This window comes from Microbacterium enclense, from assembly GCA_038182865.1.
GTDB lineage: Bacteria > Actinomycetota > Actinomycetes > Actinomycetales > Microbacteriaceae > Microbacterium > Microbacterium enclense_B.
This window is the reverse complement of record CP116226.1, coordinates 1,207,419-1,229,236: the sequence shown is the minus strand read 5'-3', so window position 1 is coordinate 1,229,236 and position 21,818 is coordinate 1,207,419. Positions and strand designations below refer to the sequence as shown.

Here is a 21,818-nt window from a genome sequence, read left to right as displayed (position 1 = left end):
TCGGGTCGACCCGTCGCGGATGGGGCCGGCTCCAGGCCGGCCCCAGGCGCTTGTCAGCGGTCGAGCCACACCTCGGCGAAGCTCGGGCGACCCACCGACTCGGTGTGGAAGCCCTTCACGTCACCACGGAGACCGAACACCTGCGGCTCCTCGAAGATCGGCAGGATGTACGCCTGCTCCGCGAGGTACTGCTGCGCGGCGGCGGAGGCGGCGGTGCGCCCCTCGACGGTCGGGGTCGACGCGATCGCCGCGAGCAGCGTGTCAAGCTCGGGGTCACCCACCGAGCCGTCGGCCGGGTGCAGGTTCAGCAGCGTGTTGCGGTTCTTCGAGAAGTACTGCGACTTGAGGACGTCGAAGTCGGCGCGACCGACCATCGAGTGGTACACCTGCACGACGTTCTCATCGAGCGAGGCGGCGGTCTGCGCGGCCATGTCGCCGGGCACGAGCGACACCTCGATGCCGAGCTTGGCGAGCTGCTCCTGGATGATCGTGACCACCTCGGCCGAGCGCGGCTGGGGGAGTGCCTCGTTGAAGGCGATCGCGAGACGCTGACCGTCCTTCACGCGGATGCCATCGGAGCCCGGCACCCACCCGGCCTCGTCGAGGAGCGATGCGGCCTTATCGGGGTCGTAGGCGTAGAACGAAGAGGTGTCGGTGTAGCCGAGCGCGGTCTTGGCCAGTGCACCGGTGGCGAGCGGGTAGTTCGCGGTGAAGAGAGTGTCGACGATGTCCTGCCGGTCGATGCCGGCAATGATCGCCTGGCGCACGCGGATGTCGTTCAGCAGCGGGTTGCGGAACCGGAAGCTCAGGCCGTTGTTGACACCGTTCGTGGGAGCGGCGACGAGTGCGAGGCCGGGGGCCGCGAACTGCGCCTCATCGGGAGCCTCGATCTGGCGCGCGGCATCCGCCTGCCCCGCCACCACGGTGCCGACGCGCACGCTGTCTTCGGCGGCGACGATCAGATCGATCCCGTCGAGGTAGGGGCGCCCCTGGTGCTCGCGCGACGGGGGAGCCCACGCGTAGTCGTCACGGGCCTTCAGCGTCACCTTCGTGCCGACCTCTTCGGCACCGATGACGAACGGACCCGAACCGATGACGGTGGTCGCGTTGCCCGGGCCGAACGTCTCAGCGGTCTTGGCGAGCGTCGAGTTCGACACGAGACCCGAGTTGATCGTCGACACCGCCTGCGCGAAGCCGGGGGAGGGGGCGGTGAAGAAGAAACGGACCGTGGTCGGGTCGACGACCTCGCCGTGGTCGTAGTTGTTGATCACCTCGGACTGCGTGAGCTTGCGCGACGAGTCGCCCTTGCCGAAGAGGTCGAAGTTGGCGACGACGTTCGCCGCGTCCAGCGGGGTGCCGTCGGAATACGTCACGCCCTCGCGGATCGTGAACGTGTACTGCGTGGCATCCTCGTTCACCTCGGGAAGAGCGGTGGCGATCCAGGGCTGGAGTTCGAGCGTCTCGGGGTCCTGGTAGAGCAGACGGTCGGTGATGTTGTTGACGATGCCCCCGTTGGGGTAGAAGCCCGCGGCCGGCGGGTACAGCGTCGTCCAGGTCTGCGGCTCGAGGTAGGTGAGCGTGCCCCCGGTCACGGGCTCGGAGTTGACGGACTCTCCCGATCCGGTCCCTCCGCCCGAGCATCCGGCGAGCAGGGCCGCGGTGGCGACCGCCGCGGTCGCGGCGAGCGCGAGGCGGCGAAGAGGGCGGGGCAGGGGCATGTCGACTCCCGGTGTGCTGTGGGTGAGGTGTGAGCAAGTCCAGCGCAGGCCGAGAATCGACGCACATTCGGGGCGTCATCCGGCGACACACCTCGTCACATTCCGTGTCACATGCGAGAGCTCGCCCACTCCGCCGCGCGGCGGCGTTCGCTCTCGGGGCGCTCGTTCACGATCGAGAAGCACAGCACCTGCAGGGGGTGCGTCGCCGCGATGACCCGGGCACGCGCGATCACGTCACGCGGCCGGACGCGCTCCAGCGCATCCCATCCGTGCCAGACGGCGAGCGCGGCGATGTCGACGGCTGGATCGCCGGTGCTGGCGAGGTCCCAGTCGATGACCCCGCTGACCACGCCGTTATTCCACAGGACGTTCGAGCCGGCGAGATCACCGTGGACGAGGCCCGCCCTGACCGGCTCGAGAGCCGCGAGGGCATCGGCCGCTTCTCTCGCACGGTCGCGCGTGGCGCGGTCGAGAAGGGGGATGGCCTGCTCGAGCATCACCGCGTGCCAGCGGTCGCCGCCCATGAACGCGTGCGGTGTCGCGAGGTGCGGCTCGCGGGGGCCGACCGGAACCTCGGCGAGCGCGTCCACCAGCGTTCCGAGCGCATCGGGGTCGCCGTGCCCACTCGGGTGCGGGATGCCATCGACCCGGCGCTGCGCGATGGCGACCAGGTCACCGTCGCGGTGGGGCTCGCCGAGGGAGCGTGGGACGGCGAAGGGGAACACGGGCAGGTCGTCGACGAGCTGCTGCGCACGGATGGACTCCGCCGAGGCTGCGGCGGTACGCCCGACCCGCACGGCAGCGGACCCGGCCAGCACCACGAGGTTGGCCGAACCATGCTCGATCCACTGCCACGACGCCGGCGCCGCGTGCTCTCCGGCATCCCGCAGCGCGGCCGCCACGAGGTCCGCGGTCCGGGCGCGATCGGGGGTGACGAACCGCGTTTCGAGCATGCATCGAGCCTAGGCGGGGGCTTGTCGAGTCCCGCGTCAGCGCGGGCTTGTCGGGGCCCCGCGTCAGCGGGTGCTTGTCGGGGCCCCGCGTCAGCGTGCGGAGACGCCGATCGGGTCACCTGTGCGCGCGAGATCGGCCTCGAGTTCGCGCACGATCGGGATGACCGTCTCCCCGAACCGCTCGAGCTCTTCCTGGAAGTGCAGGAAGCCGAGCAGGAACAGGTCGACGCCGCGCTTCTTGTACTCGATGATGCGCTCGGCGATCTGCTGCGCGTCGCCGAAGAGCTGCGTGCGGAAACCGTCGTTGTACTGCACGAGGTCGTCGAGGCTGGAGTCGGCCCACATTCCCTTGCCGTCCTTCGTGGCGGCTCCGGCTTCCTGCACGCTCTTGCGGAATCCCTCGACCGCGCCATCGTCGGCGTGCGCGATGATCTCGCGCAGCTGCGCCTCGGCCTCGGCTCGGCTGTCGCGCTGGATGACGAAACCATTCAGGCCGAAGCGCGTCCGACGGCCGTGCTCCGCCGCGACCCGCGTGACGTCGTCGTACTGCTCGGTGAAGCCGTCGAAGTCTTTGCCGTTCGAGAAGTACCAGTCCGAATAGGCTCCGCCGTTGAAACGGGCGGCGGTCGAGTTGCCCCCCTGGAAGATCTCGGGGTGCGGGCGTCCGGGAACGTCGTACGGGAAGGGCCGAAGCGTGAAGTCGGTGATGTCGTAGTACTTCCCGTGGAACGAGAAGTTCTCCTCGGTCCACAGCCCCCGCAGCACCTGGATGAACTCCGCCGCGCGCTCGTATCGCTCGTCGTGCTCGAGCCACTCGAGACCGAGGTCGGTGTATTCGTCCTTGAACCACCCGCTCACGACGTTGACGGCCGCACGACCGTGCGAGAACTGGTCGGCGGTGTTGATGAACTTGGCCAGGACTGCCGGATGCCAGATCCCGGGGTGGATGGCCGAGATCACCTTGAGCTTCTCGGTGGCCAGCAGCAACGCGAGGCTGATCGAGGTGGACTCGTGCTGCTGCGCCGCGCCGTAGCTCGAGGCGTACCGCACCTGGCTCAGGGCGTACTCGAATCCGACGCGCTCGGCCGTCTGTGCGAGCGTGACGTTGTAGTCGTAGCCCCAGTCGGTGCGCTGCTCGATCGAACTGATGACGAGCCCGCCGCTGACATTGGGCACCCAGTAGGCGAACTTCAGCGGCTCGTGGGTGGAAGTGGTCTCGGTCATGGGGTCCTCCTCGCGGATCGGAACCCGGCTACGGTCGCACCGGCCCGTGCGGTCGTCAACGACATATGACGGAGCGTTTCGCCCCGTGACGCCGAGCGTCGCGCGCCGGGTGAGGATGGAGCGATGACCTCCCCCCAGCGCGTGCGCTTCGGTTACTGGACCCCCATCTTCGGTGGATGGCTGCGGAACGTCGATGACGAACAGACGCCCGTGTCGTTCGCGCACATCGCCGAGATCGCGCACGCGGCGGAGGAGGGTGGGTTCGATCTCACGCTCATCCCGGAGCTGAACCTCAACGACATCAAGGGCGTCGAGGCGCCGTCGCTGGACGCCTGGGCGGTCACGGCGGGACTGGCGGCCGTGACGTCGTCGCTCGAGCTGATGACCGCGGTGCGCCCGGGCTTCCACAACCCCTTCCATACCGCGAAGCAGGCTGCGACGATCGACGAGATCAGTGGGGGCCGTTTCACACTGAACGTCGTGTCGGCGTGGTGGGCCGAGGAGGCCAGACAGTACGAGGGGCTCTTCAGCGCGCACGACGACCGTTACGCCCGCACGATCGAGTGGGTCGAGGTGCTGCGGGGCCTGTGGACGCAGACGCCGTTCGCGTACGAGGGCGAGTACTACCGCACCGAGGGCACGTACACCGAGCCGAAGCCGCGGGTGCTGCCGCGCCTGTACGCCGGCGGCGAGAGTGAGGCCGGGCGGACGGCGATAACGCGCTTCGCGGATGCGTACCTGACGCACGGCGGCACTCTCGAGGAGCTCTCCGTGAAGGTCGAAGACATGCGACGCCGCCGTTCCGAGGCGGGCGCGACGCCGTTCGAGGCGTTCGGCATGGCGGCCTACGCCATCGTGCGCGACACCGAGGACGAGGCTCAGGCCGAGATCGACCGGATCACCGACGTGCGCGGGGGAGCGGCCTACGGGTCGTACCAGGACTTCGTGAGCAAGTCGAAGCTCGACACCCAGGTCGACCTCAAGGAGTACTCGGTGTCGAACCGTGGCCTCCGTCCCAACCTCGTCGGTACGCCCGATCAGGTGGCCGAGCGGATCGTGGCCTTCGCGAACGTCGGCGTCTCGACGCTGCTCCTGCAGTTCTCGCCCCACCTGCCCGAGCTGCAGCGCTTCGCCGCCGAGGTGATCCCGCGCGTGCGGCGCCTGGAGGCGCAGCGCGACGCGTGACTCGCGGTCGCGCCGCGTGACCCGCAGTCGCGGCGCGTGAGCCGTGGGCACTGCGCCGCGCCGCGTCACGCGATGCGCGACACCGTCCGAGCGTCGAGTGTCCAAAACACCCGGACGGTTTCAAAAACAGTCCGGGTGTTTTGGACACTCACCGGGATACCCCCACCCTCGCGAGCGTCAGACCACCGCGCGCAGCGCCTGGTCGAGGTCGGCGATGAGGTCATCGGCATCCTCGAGTCCGATCGAGAGACGGATGAGGCCGTCGCCGATGCCGAGGCGATCACGGGTCTCCTGCGAGAAACCGAGGTGGGTCGTCGTCGCGGGGTGAAGGGCCATCGACCGCGTGTCGCCGATGTTCGTCATGCGACTGAAGAGGCGGAGGGCATCGAAGAACAGCTCGGCGCCGGCGCTGCCGCCTCGCACGGTGAACGAGAACACCGAACCCGACAGTCCGCCGTAATCGCGGACCGCGAGGGCGTGCTGGGGGTGCGAGGGCAGACCCGCATAGTCGACGCTCTCGACCGCGTCGTGGTCGTCGAGCCAGAAGGCGATCGTGCGCGCGGTGGCGAGGTGCTGGCGCATGCGCACCGACAGCGTTTCCATCCCCTGCTGCAGCAGGAAGCCGTTCAGGGGAGAGAGTGCGGGTCCGGTGTCGTTCGCGATACCGAACCGCAGTGAGAACTCGAAGGCGCGCGGTCCGAACGCGTCGATGAATGACGCGCTCTCGGCGATCGGCGTCTCGGTGAGGGCGGGGTACGGACGGGCGGATGCCACCCAGTCGAACGTTCCCCCGTCGACGACGGCCCCGGCGAGGTTCGCGCCGTGACCGGAGAGGAACTTGGTCGCGGAGTGCACCACGATGTCGGCACCGTGCTCGATCGGGCGGATGAGGAACGGCGTGGCGATGGTGTTGTCCACGACGAGCGGCAGTCCGTGACGCCGCGCCACCCGGGAGACGGCATCGATGTCGACGACGTCGTTCTTCGGGTTGGGCAGCGTCTCTGTGAAGATCGCCTTCGTCTCGGGGCGGATGAGGGCGTCCCACTCCGCCTCATCGTCGGGGTTCCACACGTACTCGACCGTGACGCCCAGGCGAGCGAAGGTGCGGTCGAAGAGCACACGCGTTCCGCTGTAGATGCTCGCGGTCGACACGATGTGCTCGCCGGTGCCCGCCAAGGCCAGCAGCGCGATGGTGATGGCTGCCTGACCCGATCCGACGACGATCGCCCCCGAGCCTCCTTCGAGGGAGGCCAGACGTCGCTCTGCCACTTGGTTCGTGGGATTCAGATTGCGCGAGTAGAGATGGCCTAGGTCGGCACCGGCGAACCGATCCTTCGCCTCACGGAACGACGCGAAGCGGTACGCGGCCGACAGATGCACCGGCGTGATGCGCGAGCCGTGCGTGAGGTCTTCGACCTCCCCCGCGTGCACCTGCCGCGTCTGGAAACCGAAGCCGTCCCACTCGGAGTGGGGAGCCGCCACCTCAGCCACGGCTGCGCACCGCTTCCTGAGGAAGGAGCGACCCGAGCCAGCGCGCGATCTCCCTCGGTCCCGAGCGGGGTGCGGTCGCCTCGACGTCGGGGTTGTAGTTCGTGTTGGTGTTCACGTCGTAGGTGACCGTGCGGCCGTCGCGCGTCTCGATGAACTCGATACCGGCGACACCGATCCCTTCCGCGGCCAGGAACGCCAGGTACCGGTCGATCAGCTCCGGATCGACGTCGTCGCGGCGACGGAACATCGGTTCGGGCTCGACCCCGTCGGCGCCCGGGACGGCGCAGGCCTCGGCCGGGCACAGCTCGAAACTGCCGGCGCTGGTGTCGACGCGGACGGCGTACACGAGCGCGCCGGCGACGAACTCCGCGCGGGTGATGAACGGCGCCTTCGCGACGAGCAGTTCTTGGAGCAGCGTGATGCCGTCGGGCGACGGCTCGAACTCGGGACTTTCGATCCACGCCGCGAACTCCTCGACCGAGTCCCAGCGCCTCACACCGAGGCCCTTACCGCCCTGGTTGTGCTTGCTGATGAAGGGGGCACCGAAGTCGGCCGCGCGCTCGACGATCCCCTCGGTTCCGAGCACCGCGACGGTGCGTGCCACCTCGATGCCCGCGTGCTGCAGAGCCACGTGCTGCGCGACCTTGCTCACCTCGAGCTCGAGAACGTCAGCACCGTTGATCACCGTGCGACCCCACGACGCGAGCCAGCGGAGCACGGCACGGCCGTAGTCCTTGCTGTGCGCGCGATCCCGTGTGTGCGCCGACGCGCTCAGCCGTGACCAGAAGATGCCCTCCGGCGGCTCCGTCGAGAGATCGATCTCGCCCTCGGTCAGCAGCCACTCTTCAAGGGGGACCCCCTCAGCCTCGAAGGCCGCCCGGAACGGCGGCAACCACGAGGGATTGTCATGGATCACATACACACTGCCCGACATGCCGCCAGGGTAACCCGACGGTCCGACATGTTCGTCCGTCACTGTCACGCTGCGACACCGGGCCACCCGCGGGCCCCCTCCGCACGCGCGAGATGCCCGCCCAGACAGTCGTGGGTGAACCCTCGGATGAAAGCGCCCCGGGGTTATCCACACCAGCCGTTCGTCAGCCCCGCGGCCTGCCTAGGTTTGCCGGATGCGTTACTCCGTGGATGCCACCGGCGTGGCGGCCGTCATGTCCGATGTGGCCGCGTGCTTCGACGACGTCATCGCAGCGGTGACCCAGACCCTCACTGCCGCCGACGACGCAGCGGCTGCGCTCCGCGCGGATGCGTCCGGAGTGCTCCGGGCCCTCGAGGCCGTGTTCTCGCCACGCAGGCAGAGCGGCCCCGGCATCGCTGCCTACGCCGGCGAGGCGGCGCGAAGGCTGCAGGATGCCACGATCGCCTTCGTCACCGGCGACGACGAGATGGCCGTGCAGACGAACGTTGTCGCGCAGGGGACCCTTCCCGTGACGAGGCGTGGTTTCGGGGCGGTGGCCTTTTGAGCGCCCTCATCGATCCCGCCGAGGTACCGGAGCTTCCGGCCGATCCCACCGCGCTCGTCGCCGCCGCCGACACGATGGCGTCGGCCGCTCTGACCGTACGACAACGCGTCGATGACGCCACCACGAGGTGGAGCACCCTGCCCGATGTCTTCGATACCCCCGACACGGCCTCGGTGGTCACGGGCCTGCACCCCGCCTCCGTGGCGGCGAGCGACTTCGACGACGCATCGGCAGCGGCATCCACAGCCCTCCGGACGCTGGCCGAGAACCTGAGCACCCTCGACTGGACCCGCACTCGATTGATCGACGACATCGCCGCACATCGGTCCACCGTGCTCGCCTACCGGGCATCGGACGAAGCGGCCGACGACACGGACGACCCGCTGGCGGGGTGGGGACCGTACGGCTTCTCCCAGAACGACGAGCTCAAAGAGCGCTGCGAGAGTCTGCGGCGCTCACTGCGCGCCGCCCTCGATGAGTGCGAGCAGGATCTGGGCCGGATCGGCGATGTGGAGCGTGCCTCACCGGTGATGTGGGCCCGGGCGGCTCCGCGATATCTGTCGCCCACATGGGTCCAGCAGAGCGAGATCTTCCGTTCGCGAATCTCGATGAGCATCCTTCACCGGCTCGCCACCCTGGGGGCGGACGAGATGGCTCGAACGGTGGCGGAGCATCCTGATTGGTTGGCAATGCTGCGCGATCACCCCCCGGCCCCGCAAGACGTCGCCGCGTGGTGGCGGAATGTGGATGCCTCTCACGCGGCCGCACTGATCACCGGAGCGTCGCTCATCATCGGCAACCTCGAAGGCGTCGCGTACAAGTCCCGTGACCTCGCCAATCGCACGACATTGACTCACGAGATCGATGAGGCACGTACTGCCATCGAGGCCGAGGTGAACCGTGCGGATCCAGCCTGGGGCCCTGAATACGGCGTAGGAGGCGGGAAAGAGGCGCGGTTGAAGCACCTGAGGGAGCGTCTGGACAATCTGTCGAACATCCAGCGAGCCCTGGACTCTCCATCAGAAGCTCCCGATCGGCAGCTCATCATGCTGACCGACGACCGCCCTCCGCTCGCGGCAATCTCGATCGGTGACCTCGATCAGGCGTCCACAATCACCTACGCGGTACCCGGGATGGGCAACACATCTCGCGACATGACGGGTTGGACCCGGGCTGCGCAGAACATCTCAGACGAACAATCCCACGCCGCGGCCGCTCACAATCAAGCGGTAGTGGCGTGGATGGGCTATAAGACACCGCCCGTGCCTCTTAGCGAAGGCGGCATCGAGGTCATGGGCAATGAGTACGCAGAGGCTGGCGCGCACAATCTCAGCCGTGCCTTGTTGGGATTCACCGCCACTCGTACCGATGACCCCAGGTTGAGTGTCGTCGGGCATTCCTACGGCACGACGACCGCCTCGATCGCGCTAACTCTTCCGGAGACGCCGAGAGTGGATGCGTACGTCGCGCTTGGCTCGGCCGGCCTACCCGCCTCCATCGAGTCGGCGTCAGAGATCAACGCAGACGCGATCTATGCGGGGCAGGCGCGCAACATGATCCCATTTGTGGAAGACGGTCGCGGGGACCAGTGGGCGTGGGTGGGCCGAACGAGCCCCGACCATCCAATCGACCCGAGCGCGGATTCTTTCGGAGCGCAGACCTTCGGGACGGATGGAGACAACGGAATGCACCCTGTGACCGACCACAACGTTCTCGTCGCACCCGGAGAGGGATGGGGATACCTCGACCTGGGAACGGAGTCACTCTTGAATACTGCTCTCGCTACGGGCGGTCAACAAGGACTCACTCCTGCAATACCGAAGAGCGAGACCGCGCTCCAACAGGGTTGGGAAAGCATCGTCAACACACCCGGATTCAGCTTGTGATCGCCCGTGGGCTCCTCGCCGCGGCCACGGCGATCGTCCTCGCGGGAGGCCTCGCGAGCTGCGCCACGACCAAGGAGGAATTCATGAGGCCGCAAGAGGCTCAGCAGCAGGCCGTTGAGATTCTGGAAGGCACCATGCTCGCATCCGGTGCGACCAATTGGGTGCCCGACCGCAAAGGACTGACGATCCCTCAGGAATGCGTCCTAAATGGCCAGAGTGGCGTGACCTTCGGGCACGGCGCCTACACGACGACCTTGGGCCCCGATCCCTTGGCAGACGCGCAACGCGTCGCCGACTATTGGGGAACTCTGGGGATCAAGTCCCGCATCGTCACCGACCCGGTACCCCGAGTCTTCGGAGAGGGCGGACCGGTGAACGCGATCTCGTTCAGCACCGCCCCGACATATGCGATCAGCGTCGGCGGTCCTTGCGTTCCAGGGAACCCATATGACTTCTACGATCAGACCCCGACACCGCGGCCGTGGCCGTAACTCCAGCGCGAACGACGACTACCGCGCCCCATCACCCACGCCGTAGCCCCCCCGAAGACCCGTCGGTCCCCGAATCCGAACGAATCCGAACAGCTACCGACCACGTCGGCACGCCGGCATCCCATTGGATGAAACGGTGGACATTGAACTACTCGACTTCGCGTTCGGCGTCGTCACGACCCTCGCGCTGGGCCTCCTGACCGTCTTCCAATTCGTCGGTGACCACCGTCGTCGGCGATTCGAAGACACGCAGATCGCGCTCGACATCCAGGCCTCCCTCACGACGCGGGAGATCATCGAACTCCTCGCGAAGCCCGCGCTCTCGGCATCCGACCGCGACTTCCTCACCTACGTCCACGGCGTCGCACTCGACCGGCAGAACGCGATGACGGCGTTCAACGACCTGAAGCCCGAGGTCCGCGATGCGGTCTTGGCATCCATCAAACGCGTCTACTCGGTCGTCCAGTCGGATGAGGGTGCCCGCGCGCGGCAAGAGGCCGCCGACGCCACCTTCCACACCAACGTCGTCGACCGCACCAAGTTCACCTGGGGCGACGCCCCCGAGAAGCTCGGCAAGTGGGATGTGCTCGCTCTGGCGGGCGCGAAGTGGCTGCGCGAACACCCCGAGATCACGACCCGCGCCGCGTTCGACGACGCCTTCGGGAACGTGGTCCGACCGGTCATCGAGCCGCTCGCCGCGGGAGGCCAATTCAATCCGCGCCTCCTGCTGCAGCAGGTCGTCCACCCCGGTCAGAAGCCGGCAGAACGGCGCAAGGGCGAACGCTGGCTCGCGTCACACGGCGACGACGGAGTGATCACGCTCGAGGGAGAGAAGCTGCGCACCGGGTGGAGACTCGGTTTCGGCTCCACCAGCGGGGGAGCCGCCCACCTCGCGATGATCGACCACTTCCGCACCGTTCTCGGCTACGACATCCGGCCGGTGGCCTCATGAGCGCGATCGACGGCGGAGGCCCGACGGATGCCGAGAAGCTCGGCGTCACCCCCACGGTCGACGCCGAGCTCGAATGGCAGGCCCTCCGCCTGCAGAAGATCGTCCACAAGAAGTTCGAGGTGTGGGCGATCAGCCGCATCGTCCACGGTCTCGACGACCCCGAGATCGAGTGGGCGACGCAACAGCTCGTTCCGGACCCCGCGAAGGGTCGAATCGCGCTGCTCGACCTGTACTTCCCGCAGTTCCGCTACGCGATCGAGATCGATGAGCTCGGCCACATCGGTCAGGTCCCGGCAGATCGGCTCCGGGAACGCCGTGTGATCGACGACGCCAACGTCCGCTTCTGGCGGTGGGAGATGAAGCACATCAACACGCTCGACGATGCCCGGCGCCGCATCGATGAGCTGATCGAGGAACTCCGCGAGCTCAAGCAGCAACAGATCGACGCGGGCACGTTCGTGCCGTTCCGGTTCGGCCGCACCTACGACGTCGATCAGTGGATCGCGCGTGGGGGGATCGGCATCCGGGATGATGCGCGATTCCGCCGCCACATCGATGTCGGACGCCTCTTCGGTAAAGACCTTCGCGGGCACTACTCGGGAATGATGCGTCTGTCGAAGACCGTCCAGGTGTGGTTCCCGAAGCTGTATCCGAACAGCGACTGGTTCAACGCCCTCCTCGACGACGGCGAACTGATCGTCCAGCGGCCCCAGGCCGAGATGACACTCGGCAGAGTCCCCGCCCCTCTCCCCGAGGGGACCGGCTCGGGCGACACACGACTGGTGTTCGCGCACTACCGCGACGAGTTCGGGCAGATCTACTATCGCTTCGTCGGCGCATTCATCCATACCGGTCAGGTCGGTGACAGCGCCGATTTCCGCCGCGTCGCCACCGGTCTCACGTTCGACGGCGCGGGCACCTTCGACCTCGTCACCTCTTCGACGGAGCACGACGGTCGCCACCCATGACGAACGTCACCCCCACATCGTGACGGGAGTCTGAGGTCGGTCGGTCGCGTGCCCGCCAGCATGAAGACATGACCTCCTCTTCCGTTCCGAACCCCGCCGCGATCGACGCGCGGGGCGTCGTCAAGAGCTTCGGCTCGGTGCATGCCGTTCGCGGTATAGACCTTTCGATCCACCCCGGCGAGATCGTGGCGTTCCTCGGCCCGAACGGCGCCGGCAAGACCACGACGATCGACATGATCCTCGGCCTGACCACGCCCGATGCCGGATCCATCCAGGTCCTCGGCCACACGCCCCGCGGCGCGGTCGCGCGGGGACTCGTCTCCGCCGTCCTCCAGACAGGAGGCCTCTTGAAAGACCTCACCGTCCGCGAGACCGTCGAGCTCACGGCGAGCCTGTTCGCCGAGAAGCGTCCCGTCGACGAGGCGCTCGAGCGGGCCGGCATCCGGAATCTGGCGAGCCGCCGCGTCGGGCTCTGCTCCGGCGGTGAGCAGCAGAGGCTCCGCTTCGCGATGGCGCTCGTGAGCGACCCGGCCCTGCTGATCCTCGACGAGCCGACGACCGGCATGGACGTCGAGGCCCGCCGCTCGTTCTGGAACGCGATCCGGGCGGATGCCGCGCGCGGCCGCACGGTGATGTTCGCGACCCACTACCTCGACGAAGCCGACGAGTACGCGGACCGGATCGTCCTCATGCGCGGAGGAGAGATCGTCGCCGACGGCTCGACGGCCGAGATCAAGAACCTCGTGTCGGGACGCGTGGTGCACGCGACGCTTCCGGATGCCGACATCGCGGCGCTCGCGGCGCTCCCCGGCGTCGATTCCGTCGAGGCCGCGGGCGAGCGCGTCGCGATCCGCACGAGCGACTCCGATGCGCTGGCCCGCCACCTCCTCACCACGACTGACGCCCGCGACGTGGAGATCACGGCGCAGAACCTCGAGAGCGTCTTCCTCACCCTGACCGCCGATACCGACGCCCCCGCCCTGAACGGAGCAGTCCGATGACCGCCATCTCCCTCGACCGCCCCGTTCCCGCGTTCGGTGGCTTCACGCTGACCTACCTGCGCATCGAGCTGGTGCGCAAGCTCCGCAACCCGCGAAGCATCCTCTTCACCGTCGCCTTCCCGGTGCTGATGTTCTTCATCGTCGGGTTCCAGACGCTGGACGTCCCGCTGACCGATACCCCGCTGGCATCCGGTGGCGTGTCGGTGGCCGCGTACATCATGGTCTCGATGGCGATGTACGGAACCATGATGTCGGCGACCCAGACCGGGGCGTCGGTCGCCGTCGAGCGCGCGCAGGGCTGGAGTCGCCAGTTGCGTCTCACGCCGCTCAACCCCGTGGCGAACGTGGTCGTCAAGATGATGGCGGGCATGATGTTCGGCCTCCTCGCGGTCATCGCCACATATGCCGTCGCGGCTCTGGCCGGTGTCACCCTCGCCCCCGTGCAGTGGATCGTGACCGGTCTCGCGGCCTGGCTCCTGGCCAGCGCCGTGTTCACGACCCTCGGCCTCATGGTCGGCTACATGGTTCCCGGCGAGAACGCCGCGCAGATCACGAGCCTCGCGGTCGTGCTGCTGTCCTTCCTCGGCGGGCTGTTCTTCCCCCTGTCGTCGATGCCCGACTTCCTCCAGGTGCTGGGCAAGCTCACGCCCGTCTACGGCATCGGCGAACTCGCGCGGTCGCCGCTGACAGGGGATGCCTTCGACCTCGGCGCCCTCATCAACGCGGTGGTGTGGCTCGCGGTGTTCGTCGCGGGAACGGTGTTCTTCTTCCGTCGCGACACGCGACGTTCGTGAGCCGATCTAGGGTGAACGACATGACCGAAGGAACCGGCTCGCAGGGCACTGTCGCTGCGGGCCGGTCCCGGTTTCAGCGAGGGTGGCTTTTCGGATCCTCGCTGTCGCTGATCTGGACGTTCCCCACCCTCGTGACCCTCTGGGAAGAGCCGAGCCTCGCCGCCCACGTCACCGGCACGGCCATCGTGGTGGTCTTCTCGGCGGTGTTCCTGGCATCCGTTCCTTTCGTCCGTCGTCAGCCGTCGGTCATCGCCCGTCTCGCTCCCGCCGGCATCCTGCTCGTGCTCAGCCTGACGCTGCTGCCGTGGCTGGGCTCCGACGTCCGCTGGCTGTGGACCTTCGTCGGCGTCGCGGTCGCCGTCGCCCGTGTGGGTTATTACCGCATGATGACCGTCGTTCTCGGGCTGAGCGTGGCGTCGTTCGTCTTCGGCGAGATGAGCGGCGCCGACCCGTTCACGAGCGTCCTGAACTCCGCGGTGATCGTGTCGATCTCGATCATGATGTTCAGTTTCATCGAGAACATCTCGACGCTCGAACGTCTGCGTGCCGCGCAGGCGCAGATCGCCGACCTGGCCGCGGAGCGCGAGCGCAGCCGCGTGGCGCGGGATGTGCACGACATCCTCGGCCACTCGCTCACGGTGATCACCGTGAAGGCGGAGCTCGCGGGACGACTGATGGATGCCGGTTCCCCCGCCGCACGCGACGAGATCACGCAGATCGAGCAGCTGGCACGGGGCGCCCTCTCCGACGTCCGGACGACGGTCCACGGGTATCGCGGGGTGAGCATCAGCGGAGAGCTCGCGGCCGCTCGCGCGGCGCTGGAGAGCGCCGGCGTCTCCGCCGACCTCCCCGGAGCGACCGAGCAAGTGCCCGCCGATCGCCGTGAGCTCGCCGGCTGGGTGGTGCGCGAGGCCGTGACCAACGTGATCCGTCACGCGGGCGCGCAGTCCTGCCGTGTGCGTCTCGGCGCGCGCTCGGTGGAGGTGGCGGACGACGGCTGCGGCCCTTCGGCGGCGGCATCCACGGGTTCGGGTCTGACCGGGCTTCGCGAGCGCGTCGAGACCTCCGGTGCCCGGTTGCTCATGGGTCGGAGCGACCTCGGGGGGTTCAATGTGAAGGTGACATGGTGATCCGCTTACTGATTGCCGACGATCAGGCGCTCGTGCGCGGCGCCCTGGCCGCCCTGCTCGGTCTCGAGCACGACATCGACGTCGTGGCCCAGGTCGGCCGCGGCGACGAAGTGGTCGAGGCCGCCCGCGCCTCCCAGGCCGACGTCGCCCTGCTCGACATCGAGATGCCCGGCATCGACGGCATCGCCGCGGCCCTGCTGCGCTCCGAGGTTCCCGGATGCCGCGCCCTCATGGTCACGACCTTCGGACGCCCCGGCTACCTGGCCCGTGCCATGCAGGCCGGTGCCTCGGGGTTCGTCGTGAAGGACACCCCCGCGGCGGAGCTGGCGGATGCGGTGCGGCGGGTATCTCAGGGTCTCCGAGTCGTGGATCCGGCGCTCGCGGTCGAGTCGCTCGCCCAGGGTGACTCCCCTTTGACGGAGAGGGAGACCGACGTGCTCGCGGCAGCGCGCGACGGCGGCTCGATCGCCGACATCGCGCGCACGGTCCACCTCTCGGAGGGCACGGTGAAGAATCATCTGTCGAGCGCGATCGGCAAGACCGGCGGGCGGAATCGGGCGGATGCCGTGCGGGTGGCGGTGGAGCGGGGGTGGCTGTAGCGCTAGGCGCGCACCCCGAACGCCACGCCCTCCTCCTCGGTCAGCATCCGCGACCGGATGAGGAACCGCATCCCCGTCGGACCCTCGACCGAGAAGCCCGCACCACGACCAGGCACGACGTCGATCGTCAAGTGCGTGAACTTCCAATACTCGAACTGCGACTCCGACATGTAGACCTCGATCGGGTCATCCAGCCCGATGTCGATGGTGCCCAACAACACGTCGCTCGGGCCGGTGAGGAACATCCCCACGGGGTAGCACATCGGCGAACTGCCGTCGCAGCAGCCGCCGGACTGGTGGAACATCAGCGGCCCGTGCTTCGCCGTCAGGTCACGCAGCAGCGCGGCCGCGGCATCCGTCACGTCCACGCGTGAGAGTTCTGGCATCCGTTCTCTCCTTCGACACAGGGGAAGGCCCCCGGGAGCACCCGGGGGCCAGGTCGGGACTCAGAAGAAGCCCATCGCCCCCTCGGCGTACGACACCAGGAGGTTCTTCGTCTGCTGGTAGTGGTCGAGCATCTTGAGGTGGTTCTCGCGGCCGATCCCGGACTGCTTGTAGCCACCGAACGCCGCGTGCGCGGGGTACTGGTGGTACGTGTTCGTCCAGACGCGACCCGCCTCGATCGCCCGGCCCGCGCGGTACGCGGTGTCGCCGCTGCGGCTCCAGACGCCCGCACCGAGGCCATAGAGCGTGTCATTGGCGATCGAGATGGCATCGTCGAAGTCGTCGAACGACGTCACCGACAGCACGGGACCGAAGATCTCCTCCTGGAAGATGCGCATGTCGTTCGTGCCCTCGAACACCGTCGGCGCGACGTAGTACCCGCCCGAGAGATCTCCGCCGAGGTCGACCCGCTCGCCTCCCGTGAGCAGCTTCGCGCCGCCCTGCTTGCCGATGTCGATGTACGACAGGATCTTCTCGAGCTGGTCGTTCGAGGCCTGTGCGCCGATCATCGTCTCGGGGTCGAGCGGGTTGCCCTGACGCACCTTCTTCACGCGCTCGAGCCCGTCGCCGAGGAACTGGTCGTAGATCGACCGCTGGATCAGCGAGCGCGAGGGACACGTGCACACCTCGCCCTGGTTGAGCGCGAACATCGTGAAGCCCTCGAGAGCCTTGTCGTAGTACGCGTCGTCGCTGCGGAGGGCCACGTCCTCGAAGAAGACGTTCGGGCTCTTGCCGCCGAGCTCGAGGGTCACGGGGATGAGGTTCTGCGAGGCGTACTGCATGATCAGGCGCCCGGTTGTGGTCTCACCGGTGAAGGCGATCTTGCGGATGCGCTTGTGCTGCGCGAGGGGCGCCCCCGCCTCGATGCCGAAGCCGTTCACGATGTTCACGACGCCGGCCGGCAGCAGGTCGCCGATGATGTCGAACAGGAACAGCAGCGATGCCGGGGTCTGCTCGGCCGGCTTGATCACGACACAGTTTCCCGCGGCGAGGGCCGGGGCGAGCTTCCATGCCGCCATGAGAATGGGGAAGTTCCACGGGATGATCTGTCCCACCACCCCGAGCGGCTCGTTGAAGTGGTACGCCACGGTGTTCTCATCGAGCTGGCTGAGCGAACCCTCCTGCGCCCGCAGCACCCCGGCGAAGTAACGGAAGTGGTCGACGGTGAGGGGGATGTCGGCCGCGAGCGTCTCACGCACGGGCTTGCCGTTCTCCCACGTCTCGGCGACGGCGATCTTCTCGAGGTTCTCCTCGATGCGGTCGGCGATTCTGTTCAGGATGACGCTGCGCTCGGCGGGCGTGGTCTTCTTCCAGCTCGCGAACGCCTTCCACGCGGCATCCACTGCTCTGTCGATGTCGTGCGCGTCACCTCGGCCGACCTCGCAGAAGGGCTTGCCGGTGACGGGAGTGATGTTCTCGAAGTACTCGCCACTGTGGGGTTCGACCCACTCGCCACCGATGTAGTGGCCGTACCGCGAACGGTACTCGGCGACGGATCCTCGGGTGCCGGGGGCGGCGTAGACGCTCGAGACGCCTTCTTCGACGATGGTCATGCGTGTCTCCTTCGACGGTCATGAGTCGCCGCGTCGGCTTCGGGCGGCGATGCGCCGACGGTACGCCGGGGGAGGTTGCATCGGGTTGCACGCGGCCCGAGCGGGCGGCGAGGAAGCACTCATTCGCCGAGACCGCATGAGATTGGGACCGAACGGGTGCGTCCTCGGCAAACGAGTACGTCCTCGGCCGACGGGCGTCCGGGCGCGGCCCACCCGCGCCCCACCGGCACCCGCGCGGCCCACCGACGCCCTACCGGCACGCGCGCAGCAACGACGGATGCCACGACCTCAAGGCCGTGGCATCCGTTCTGCGTCGCGAGCGACTACACGTCGGCGTCAGCCAGCACCGACCGCAGCGGCGGGACGTTCACCTCGTGCAGGTCGACGTCGTCGAGGCGCTCGATGCTGATGACCCGCGGGGCGATCGTGCGGTCGTCGGCGACGATCCAGCTGCCGACGAGGAGGAACCGGTCGTTGCCCGCTGTGATCGGACCCGTGAGCGCGAACGTGTGGTTCGTCGGAGTCGCGAACGTCACGCGGACAGGCGTGCCGTGGGGGAGGGTCGAGGGGTCGACGACGTCGGCCGTGAGGGCGGGCTCGGGAGGCTCGATGCCCACGTCGATCCGCTGGATCTCGGAGCTCGTGCCCAGGATGATGTCGCCGACGAGGGGCTGCCCACCGACGCCGATCCGCACCGTGCCCTCGATCGCGTACAGACCGTAACGGGGAGAGCGGACGATCACCCGGGCGACGTCGCCGGCCTTGACCTCGGCGAGTGCCTCGCGGATGCGCCCCACGTCGCGACGGGCGCGAGCTGCCGAGAAGATGTCGAGCGCTTTTTCGTCCATCTGTTCAGCGTAACGAGGGCCTCCGACATCGGGCACCCCGCGGCGCGTCGCCCTTCCCGCTCAGTCTCGCTCGAGCCGCTCCAGCCGTGCCACCAGACCCGCGCGCTTCGGCGATCGAGCCGGGAGCATTCCCAGGCACAGCCGGAGAACCTCCTCGTCATCGCGCCCGTCCGCCGTGTCCGCGTAGGCGAGCAGCACGTCGACGCCGGCCTCGGCGATCAGTGCTTCGCGTAGCGCCGACCGCACTGACTCTCTGACCTCGGCGACCCCCGGCGCATCCGATTCCGGCAGCACCGGACCCGGATAGGCCGCGAGCGCCACCCGATGTGCTCCGCGATCGAGGAGCGACAGCACGTGCTGCGCGTCGGTCTCGAGGTCTTCGGGAAGTCGATACGGGCGGGATGCCGGAACCAGGCGCGGCGCGACAGGAACGAGCGCCCGGCGCAGACGCACCATCTCCGGTCGCAACGTCTCGACGGCGGCATGACCGTAGACGGCCTCGCTCAACGCCTCGGCGGACATCCCCTCTCGGTGCACGGCGAGCAGGAGCAGGATCTCGGCGTGACGCGCGCTGAGCTCCACCGTCGAGCCACCCGCCCCGAGGAGCGCCCGGTCACGACCGAGAATCCTCAGCAGCGCGCGCGACGATGCCGACCGCTTCGACGGCGGCGCCTGCTGCGCACGGAGCCGCGCGACGAGGATCTCGCTCTCGATCGCCCGCGCCGTGGCATCCACGAGCAGCTGCGCCTGCGGGGTGACGGCCTCGGGACCTCCCGTGACGTCGATCACGCCCAACAGCCGTCGCGACTCGGGGTCGTGGACGGGCGCCGCGGTGCACGACCACGGCTGCACGAGCCGGTTGAAGTGCTCCGCGCCGCGGATCTGCACCGAGCGATCCAAGGTCAGGGCTGTTCCCGGGGCCGAGGTGCCCACGGCATCCTCCGCCCAGTTGGCCCCCGCGACGAACCCCATGTCACCGGTCAGGCTGCGGATGTGACGGTCGCCCTCGACCCACAGCAAGCGCCCCGCCGCGTCGCCGACCGCCACGACGACTCCCGACTCCTCGGCCGTCCCGGGCAACAGGAGCGCGCGGACCATGTCCATGACCCCGGCCAGCGGGTGCGCGCGGCGATACGCCTCGAGTTCGTCGCTGGCGAGGTCGAGCGAGGGGAGCCCCTCCGGTCCGACGAACGAGGCGAGTGATCGCCGCCAGGACTCCTTCACGAGCGGGCGCACGTCGTCCAGCCGCCGGTCCTCGTTGCCGGCGATCAGTTCTTCGTGGGCGCGCGCGATCAGCAACCCCGAGGATTCGGGGGAGATCGGCGGTCGCGACCACGGAGACGGCACGGCACTCCCATCGGCGGTGACGGAGGAGGGTCCCAGTGTAGGTCGGGCGGCGTTCCGACGGGAGGGGTGTACCGTCACGCGGACTTCCCGCGCGACGCGCCGTCACGAGGCCCTGTCGCCGCCGCGGGTGTGCCCGAGGTCCGCGCGACGGCAGCGCCGGACGACATCATCGAAGCGACACGACTCATTACGCACCCCACACTACTACGCAGTGCGTGGTACTGTCCGAGGCAGAGAAGCGAAGGGGGCGCGTATGGATACGACGCAGTTATTGAAGGGTGTGCTGGATGCCGCGGTCCTCGCGGTCGTCCAGCATGACGACGGATACGGGTACGACATCGTTCGGCGACTGCGCGAGGCAGGGCTCGGCGAGGTCGGGGACGCATCGGTGTACGGCACGCTGCGGCGACTCTATTCCGCGGGAGCCCTGTCGAGCTACGTCGTGCCGAGCGATGGGGGACCGCACCGCAAGTACTACGCGATCAACCCTCAAGGCCGGGAACTCCTCGACGCGCAGCGCGCCAGCTGGGCCCAGTTCTCCTCCGCCATGACGACCCTCCTCGATGACAAGACCACGACCACCAAGCTGCGCACGATCGGAGATGCCCGATGATCACCACGCCCGTTCGCGACGACATCCGCGCCTTCGCCGCCGCGGTCCGCACGCACCTCGATGACCTGCCCGTCGACGAGGTCGACGACCTCCTCGATGGGCTCGAGGCCGACCTCTCCGACCAGGCCGCCGAGGCCGGAGACGCCTTCGCGATCCCGGATGCCACGACCTACGCCGCCGAGCTGCGCGCGGCCGCGGGACTCCCGGAGCGCGGCGACATCACCACGGCGACGCGCAAGCCGATCCGCCAGCGCCTCGCTGATCTGCGGACGTCCGTCGACGCGCAGATCCGACGTAACCCGGCCGGGGAGTGGCTGCTCGACCTGGCGGCCTCCCTCCGTCCGATCTGGTGGATCCTCCGCGCCGTGGTGCTGTACCTCTTCATCGCGCCGCTCTTCTGGTCGGGCTACGGCTCCACGTCCGGCGCCGTCGCCTACCTGATCGGTGCGGTGCAGTTCCCCGGAATCGTGCTCCTGGCGGCTCTGCTGTTGCTGAGCGTGCAGTGGGGCCGCGGGCGATGGGCGCCCAACGCGATCGTGCGCGGCATCCGCACCGCGGTCACCGTCGTGACGCTGGTGCTCACCCCCTTCACGCTCGCGGCGATCGGTAGCAGCCTGCAGTCCCTGGTGTGGGATCAATCGAGCTCCGGCATGGCCGCGCCCTACATGTCGGGGCTCTCCCTCGACGGCGAGCGCGTCCGCAACATCTATGCGTTCGACGCCGACGGCAATGCGATCCCGACGGTGCAGCTGTTCGATCAGAACGGCACCGCGCTCACGACCGTCGGCAACGCGAACGGCGAGGCCCCCTTCGACAACTACTTCTACGGCGGGGGAGGTCCCGTGCCCGTGCCCTACACAGCACCCGGTGCCGCCGACGCCTGGAACATCTACCCGCTGCGCGAGATCCCAGCGGGCGTCATGAGCTGGGATTCGGCGGACGACGTCGCGAAGGCCACGGCGCCGACGTTCCCCTTCCTGCGCGTTCAGCCTGTTCCGACCGGCGCGATCCCCACCTCGGCTCCGACCACCGAGGCGACTCCGGGGGCCGCGCCGCCGACGCCGAGCCCGACCGAGACGGCGGTGACCCCGTGACCGAGCAGCCACGCATCGTGAGCATCGACCTCACCCATCTGGTGGTCGC

At 68.3% G+C, this 21,818-nt stretch carries 21 protein-coding genes; 12 read left to right on the top strand and 9 right to left on the bottom strand.

All coding sequences use genetic code 11. The annotated features are described in order from the left end of the window. Positions 1–53: 53 nt before the first annotated feature. From PIR02_05750 to sfnG, 3 genes are all read right to left on the bottom strand, one after another. A complete protein-coding gene (locus PIR02_05750; GenBank protein ID WZH38169.1) occupies positions 54–1,718 on the bottom strand; it encodes a TIGR04028 family ABC transporter substrate-binding protein in 1,665 nt (554 codons plus the stop codon). A 107-nt stretch (positions 1,719–1,825) separates the two neighbouring features. Continuing rightward, positions 1,826–2,671, bottom strand: coding sequence for an aminoglycoside phosphotransferase family protein (locus PIR02_05745; GenBank protein WZH38168.1), 846 nt, complete (start codon positions 2,669–2,671; stop codon positions 1,826–1,828). A gap of 90 nt (positions 2,672–2,761) precedes the next feature. Beyond that, positions 2,762–3,895, bottom strand: a complete 1,134-nt coding sequence (gene sfnG / locus PIR02_05740) for a dimethyl sulfone monooxygenase SfnG (GenBank protein ID WZH38167.1) — start codon at positions 3,893–3,895, stop codon at positions 2,762–2,764. A 123-nt stretch (positions 3,896–4,018) separates the two neighbouring features. Here sfnG and PIR02_05735 point away from each other — a divergent pair, with 123 nt between their 5' ends. Beyond that, complete coding sequence (locus tag PIR02_05735; protein WZH38166.1) at positions 4,019–5,080, top strand: LLM class flavin-dependent oxidoreductase; 1,062 nt, start codon at positions 4,019–4,021, stop codon at positions 5,078–5,080. A 177-nt stretch (positions 5,081–5,257) separates the two neighbouring features. Here the strand turns inward: PIR02_05735 and PIR02_05730 are convergent, their stop codons facing one another. Both PIR02_05730 and PIR02_05725 read right to left on the bottom strand, forming a co-directional pair. Further along, a complete protein-coding gene (locus tag PIR02_05730) occupies positions 5,258–6,571 on the bottom strand; it encodes a PLP-dependent transferase (protein WZH38165.1) in 1,314 nt (437 codons plus the stop codon). Next, the gene (locus PIR02_05725) at positions 6,564–7,505 is read right to left on the bottom strand and encodes an alpha-L-glutamate ligase (GenBank protein WZH38164.1); all 942 of its coding nucleotides are present in this window, start codon (positions 7,503–7,505) and stop codon (positions 6,564–6,566) included. The genes PIR02_05730 and PIR02_05725 overlap by 8 nt, the downstream gene beginning before the upstream one ends. A 193-nt stretch (positions 7,506–7,698) precedes the next feature. On the opposite strand from PIR02_05725, the gene PIR02_05720 reads away from it, so the two are divergent. From PIR02_05720 to PIR02_05680, 9 genes are all read left to right on the top strand, one after another. Further along, a complete protein-coding gene (locus PIR02_05720; protein ID WZH38163.1) occupies positions 7,699–8,049 on the top strand; it encodes a DUF6507 family protein in 351 nt (116 codons plus the stop codon). Continuing rightward, positions 8,046–9,935, top strand: coding sequence for an alpha/beta hydrolase (locus PIR02_05715; GenBank protein ID WZH38162.1), 1,890 nt, complete (start codon positions 8,046–8,048; stop codon positions 9,933–9,935). Before PIR02_05720 ends, PIR02_05715 begins: the two co-directional genes overlap by 4 nt. Positions 9,936–10,018: 83 nt before the next feature. Next, a complete protein-coding gene (locus tag PIR02_05710; protein ID WZH38161.1) occupies positions 10,019–10,426 on the top strand; it encodes a hypothetical protein in 408 nt (135 codons plus the stop codon). A gap of 136 nt (positions 10,427–10,562) precedes the next feature. Further along, entirely contained in the window at positions 10,563–11,378 is an 816-nt protein-coding gene (locus tag PIR02_05705; GenBank protein ID WZH38160.1) for a hypothetical protein, read from the top strand. Next, positions 11,375–12,346 carry a hypothetical protein gene (locus PIR02_05700; protein WZH38159.1) on the top strand — a complete coding sequence of 324 codons (972 nt, stop codon included), beginning with the start codon at positions 11,375–11,377 and terminating at the stop codon, positions 12,344–12,346. The genes PIR02_05705 and PIR02_05700 overlap by 4 nt, the downstream gene beginning before the upstream one ends. Before the next feature lie 68 nt (positions 12,347–12,414). Next, positions 12,415–13,347, top strand: a complete 933-nt coding sequence (locus PIR02_05695) for an ABC transporter ATP-binding protein (protein ID WZH38158.1) — start codon at positions 12,415–12,417, stop codon at positions 13,345–13,347. Then, positions 13,344–14,141 (top strand): ABC transporter permease, encoded by a 798-nt coding sequence (locus PIR02_05690; protein ID WZH38157.1) that lies wholly within the window; start codon positions 13,344–13,346, stop codon positions 14,139–14,141. The genes PIR02_05695 and PIR02_05690 overlap by 4 nt, the downstream gene beginning before the upstream one ends. Positions 14,142–14,161: 20 nt before the next feature. Then, positions 14,162–15,271, top strand: coding sequence for a histidine kinase (locus PIR02_05685; GenBank protein WZH38156.1), 1,110 nt, complete (start codon positions 14,162–14,164; stop codon positions 15,269–15,271). Continuing rightward, positions 15,268–15,870: a response regulator transcription factor gene (locus PIR02_05680; GenBank protein WZH39083.1), complete on the top strand. Its 603-nt coding sequence runs from the start codon at positions 15,268–15,270 to the stop codon at positions 15,868–15,870. Before PIR02_05685 ends, PIR02_05680 begins: the two co-directional genes overlap by 4 nt. Before the next feature lie 2 nt (positions 15,871–15,872). Here the strand turns inward: PIR02_05680 and PIR02_05675 are convergent, their stop codons facing one another. From PIR02_05675 to PIR02_05660, 4 genes are all read right to left on the bottom strand, one after another. Beyond that, positions 15,873–16,256, bottom strand: a complete 384-nt coding sequence (locus PIR02_05675; GenBank protein WZH38155.1) for a DUF779 domain-containing protein — start codon at positions 16,254–16,256, stop codon at positions 15,873–15,875. Positions 16,257–16,316: 60 nt separating this feature from the next. Beyond that, positions 16,317–17,867 carry an aldehyde dehydrogenase gene (locus PIR02_05670; GenBank protein WZH38154.1) on the bottom strand — a complete coding sequence of 517 codons (1,551 nt, stop codon included), beginning with the start codon at positions 17,865–17,867 and terminating at the stop codon, positions 16,317–16,319. A gap of 323 nt (positions 17,868–18,190) precedes the next feature. After that, on the bottom strand, positions 18,191–18,715 hold the full coding sequence (locus tag PIR02_05665) for a hypothetical protein (protein ID WZH38153.1): 525 nt from the start codon (positions 18,713–18,715) through the stop codon (positions 18,191–18,193). A gap of 60 nt (positions 18,716–18,775) precedes the next feature. Further along, positions 18,776–20,062: a GAF domain-containing protein gene (locus PIR02_05660; GenBank protein ID WZH38152.1), complete on the bottom strand. Its 1,287-nt coding sequence runs from the start codon at positions 20,060–20,062 to the stop codon at positions 18,776–18,778. Between the two features lie 253 nt (positions 20,063–20,315). Here PIR02_05660 and PIR02_05655 point away from each other — a divergent pair, with 253 nt between their 5' ends. Beyond that, the gene (locus PIR02_05655; protein ID WZH38151.1) at positions 20,316–20,675 is read left to right on the top strand and encodes a PadR family transcriptional regulator; all 360 of its coding nucleotides are present in this window, start codon (positions 20,316–20,318) and stop codon (positions 20,673–20,675) included. Then, positions 20,672–21,769 carry a hypothetical protein gene (locus PIR02_05650; protein ID WZH38150.1) on the top strand — a complete coding sequence of 366 codons (1,098 nt, stop codon included), beginning with the start codon at positions 20,672–20,674 and terminating at the stop codon, positions 21,767–21,769. The genes PIR02_05655 and PIR02_05650 overlap by 4 nt, the downstream gene beginning before the upstream one ends. Positions 21,770–21,818 lie beyond the last annotated feature (49 nt).

Coding starts and splice junctions, on each gene's coding strand:
- PIR02_05750 (WZH38169.1), bottom strand. CDS start 1,718: ATGCCCCTGCCCCGCCCTCTTCGCCGCCTCGCGCTCGCCGCGACCGCG.
- PIR02_05745 (WZH38168.1), bottom strand. CDS start 2,671: ATGCTCGAAACGCGGTTCGTCACCCCCGATCGCGCCCGGACCGCGGAC.
- sfnG (WZH38167.1), bottom strand. CDS start 3,895: ATGACCGAGACCACTTCCACCCACGAGCCGCTGAAGTTCGCCTACTGG.
- PIR02_05735 (WZH38166.1), top strand. CDS start 4,019: ATGACCTCCCCCCAGCGCGTGCGCTTCGGTTACTGGACCCCCATCTTC.
- PIR02_05725 (WZH38164.1), bottom strand. CDS start 7,505: ATGTCGGGCAGTGTGTATGTGATCCATGACAATCCCTCGTGGTTGCCG.
- PIR02_05720 (WZH38163.1), top strand. CDS start 7,699: ATGCGTTACTCCGTGGATGCCACCGGCGTGGCGGCCGTCATGTCCGAT.
- PIR02_05710 (WZH38161.1), top strand. CDS start 10,019: ATGAGGCCGCAAGAGGCTCAGCAGCAGGCCGTTGAGATTCTGGAAGGC.
- PIR02_05700 (WZH38159.1), top strand. CDS start 11,375: ATGAGCGCGATCGACGGCGGAGGCCCGACGGATGCCGAGAAGCTCGGC.
- PIR02_05695 (WZH38158.1), top strand. CDS start 12,415: ATGACCTCCTCTTCCGTTCCGAACCCCGCCGCGATCGACGCGCGGGGC.
- PIR02_05690 (WZH38157.1), top strand. CDS start 13,344: ATGACCGCCATCTCCCTCGACCGCCCCGTTCCCGCGTTCGGTGGCTTC.
- PIR02_05685 (WZH38156.1), top strand. CDS start 14,162: ATGACCGAAGGAACCGGCTCGCAGGGCACTGTCGCTGCGGGCCGGTCC.
- PIR02_05675 (WZH38155.1), bottom strand. CDS start 16,256: ATGCCAGAACTCTCACGCGTGGACGTGACGGATGCCGCGGCCGCGCTG.
- PIR02_05670 (WZH38154.1), bottom strand. CDS start 17,867: ATGACCATCGTCGAAGAAGGCGTCTCGAGCGTCTACGCCGCCCCCGGC.
- PIR02_05665 (WZH38153.1), bottom strand. CDS start 18,715: ATGGACGAAAAAGCGCTCGACATCTTCTCGGCAGCTCGCGCCCGTCGC.
- PIR02_05655 (WZH38151.1), top strand. CDS start 20,316: ATGGATACGACGCAGTTATTGAAGGGTGTGCTGGATGCCGCGGTCCTC.
- PIR02_05650 (WZH38150.1), top strand. CDS start 20,672: ATGATCACCACGCCCGTTCGCGACGACATCCGCGCCTTCGCCGCCGCG.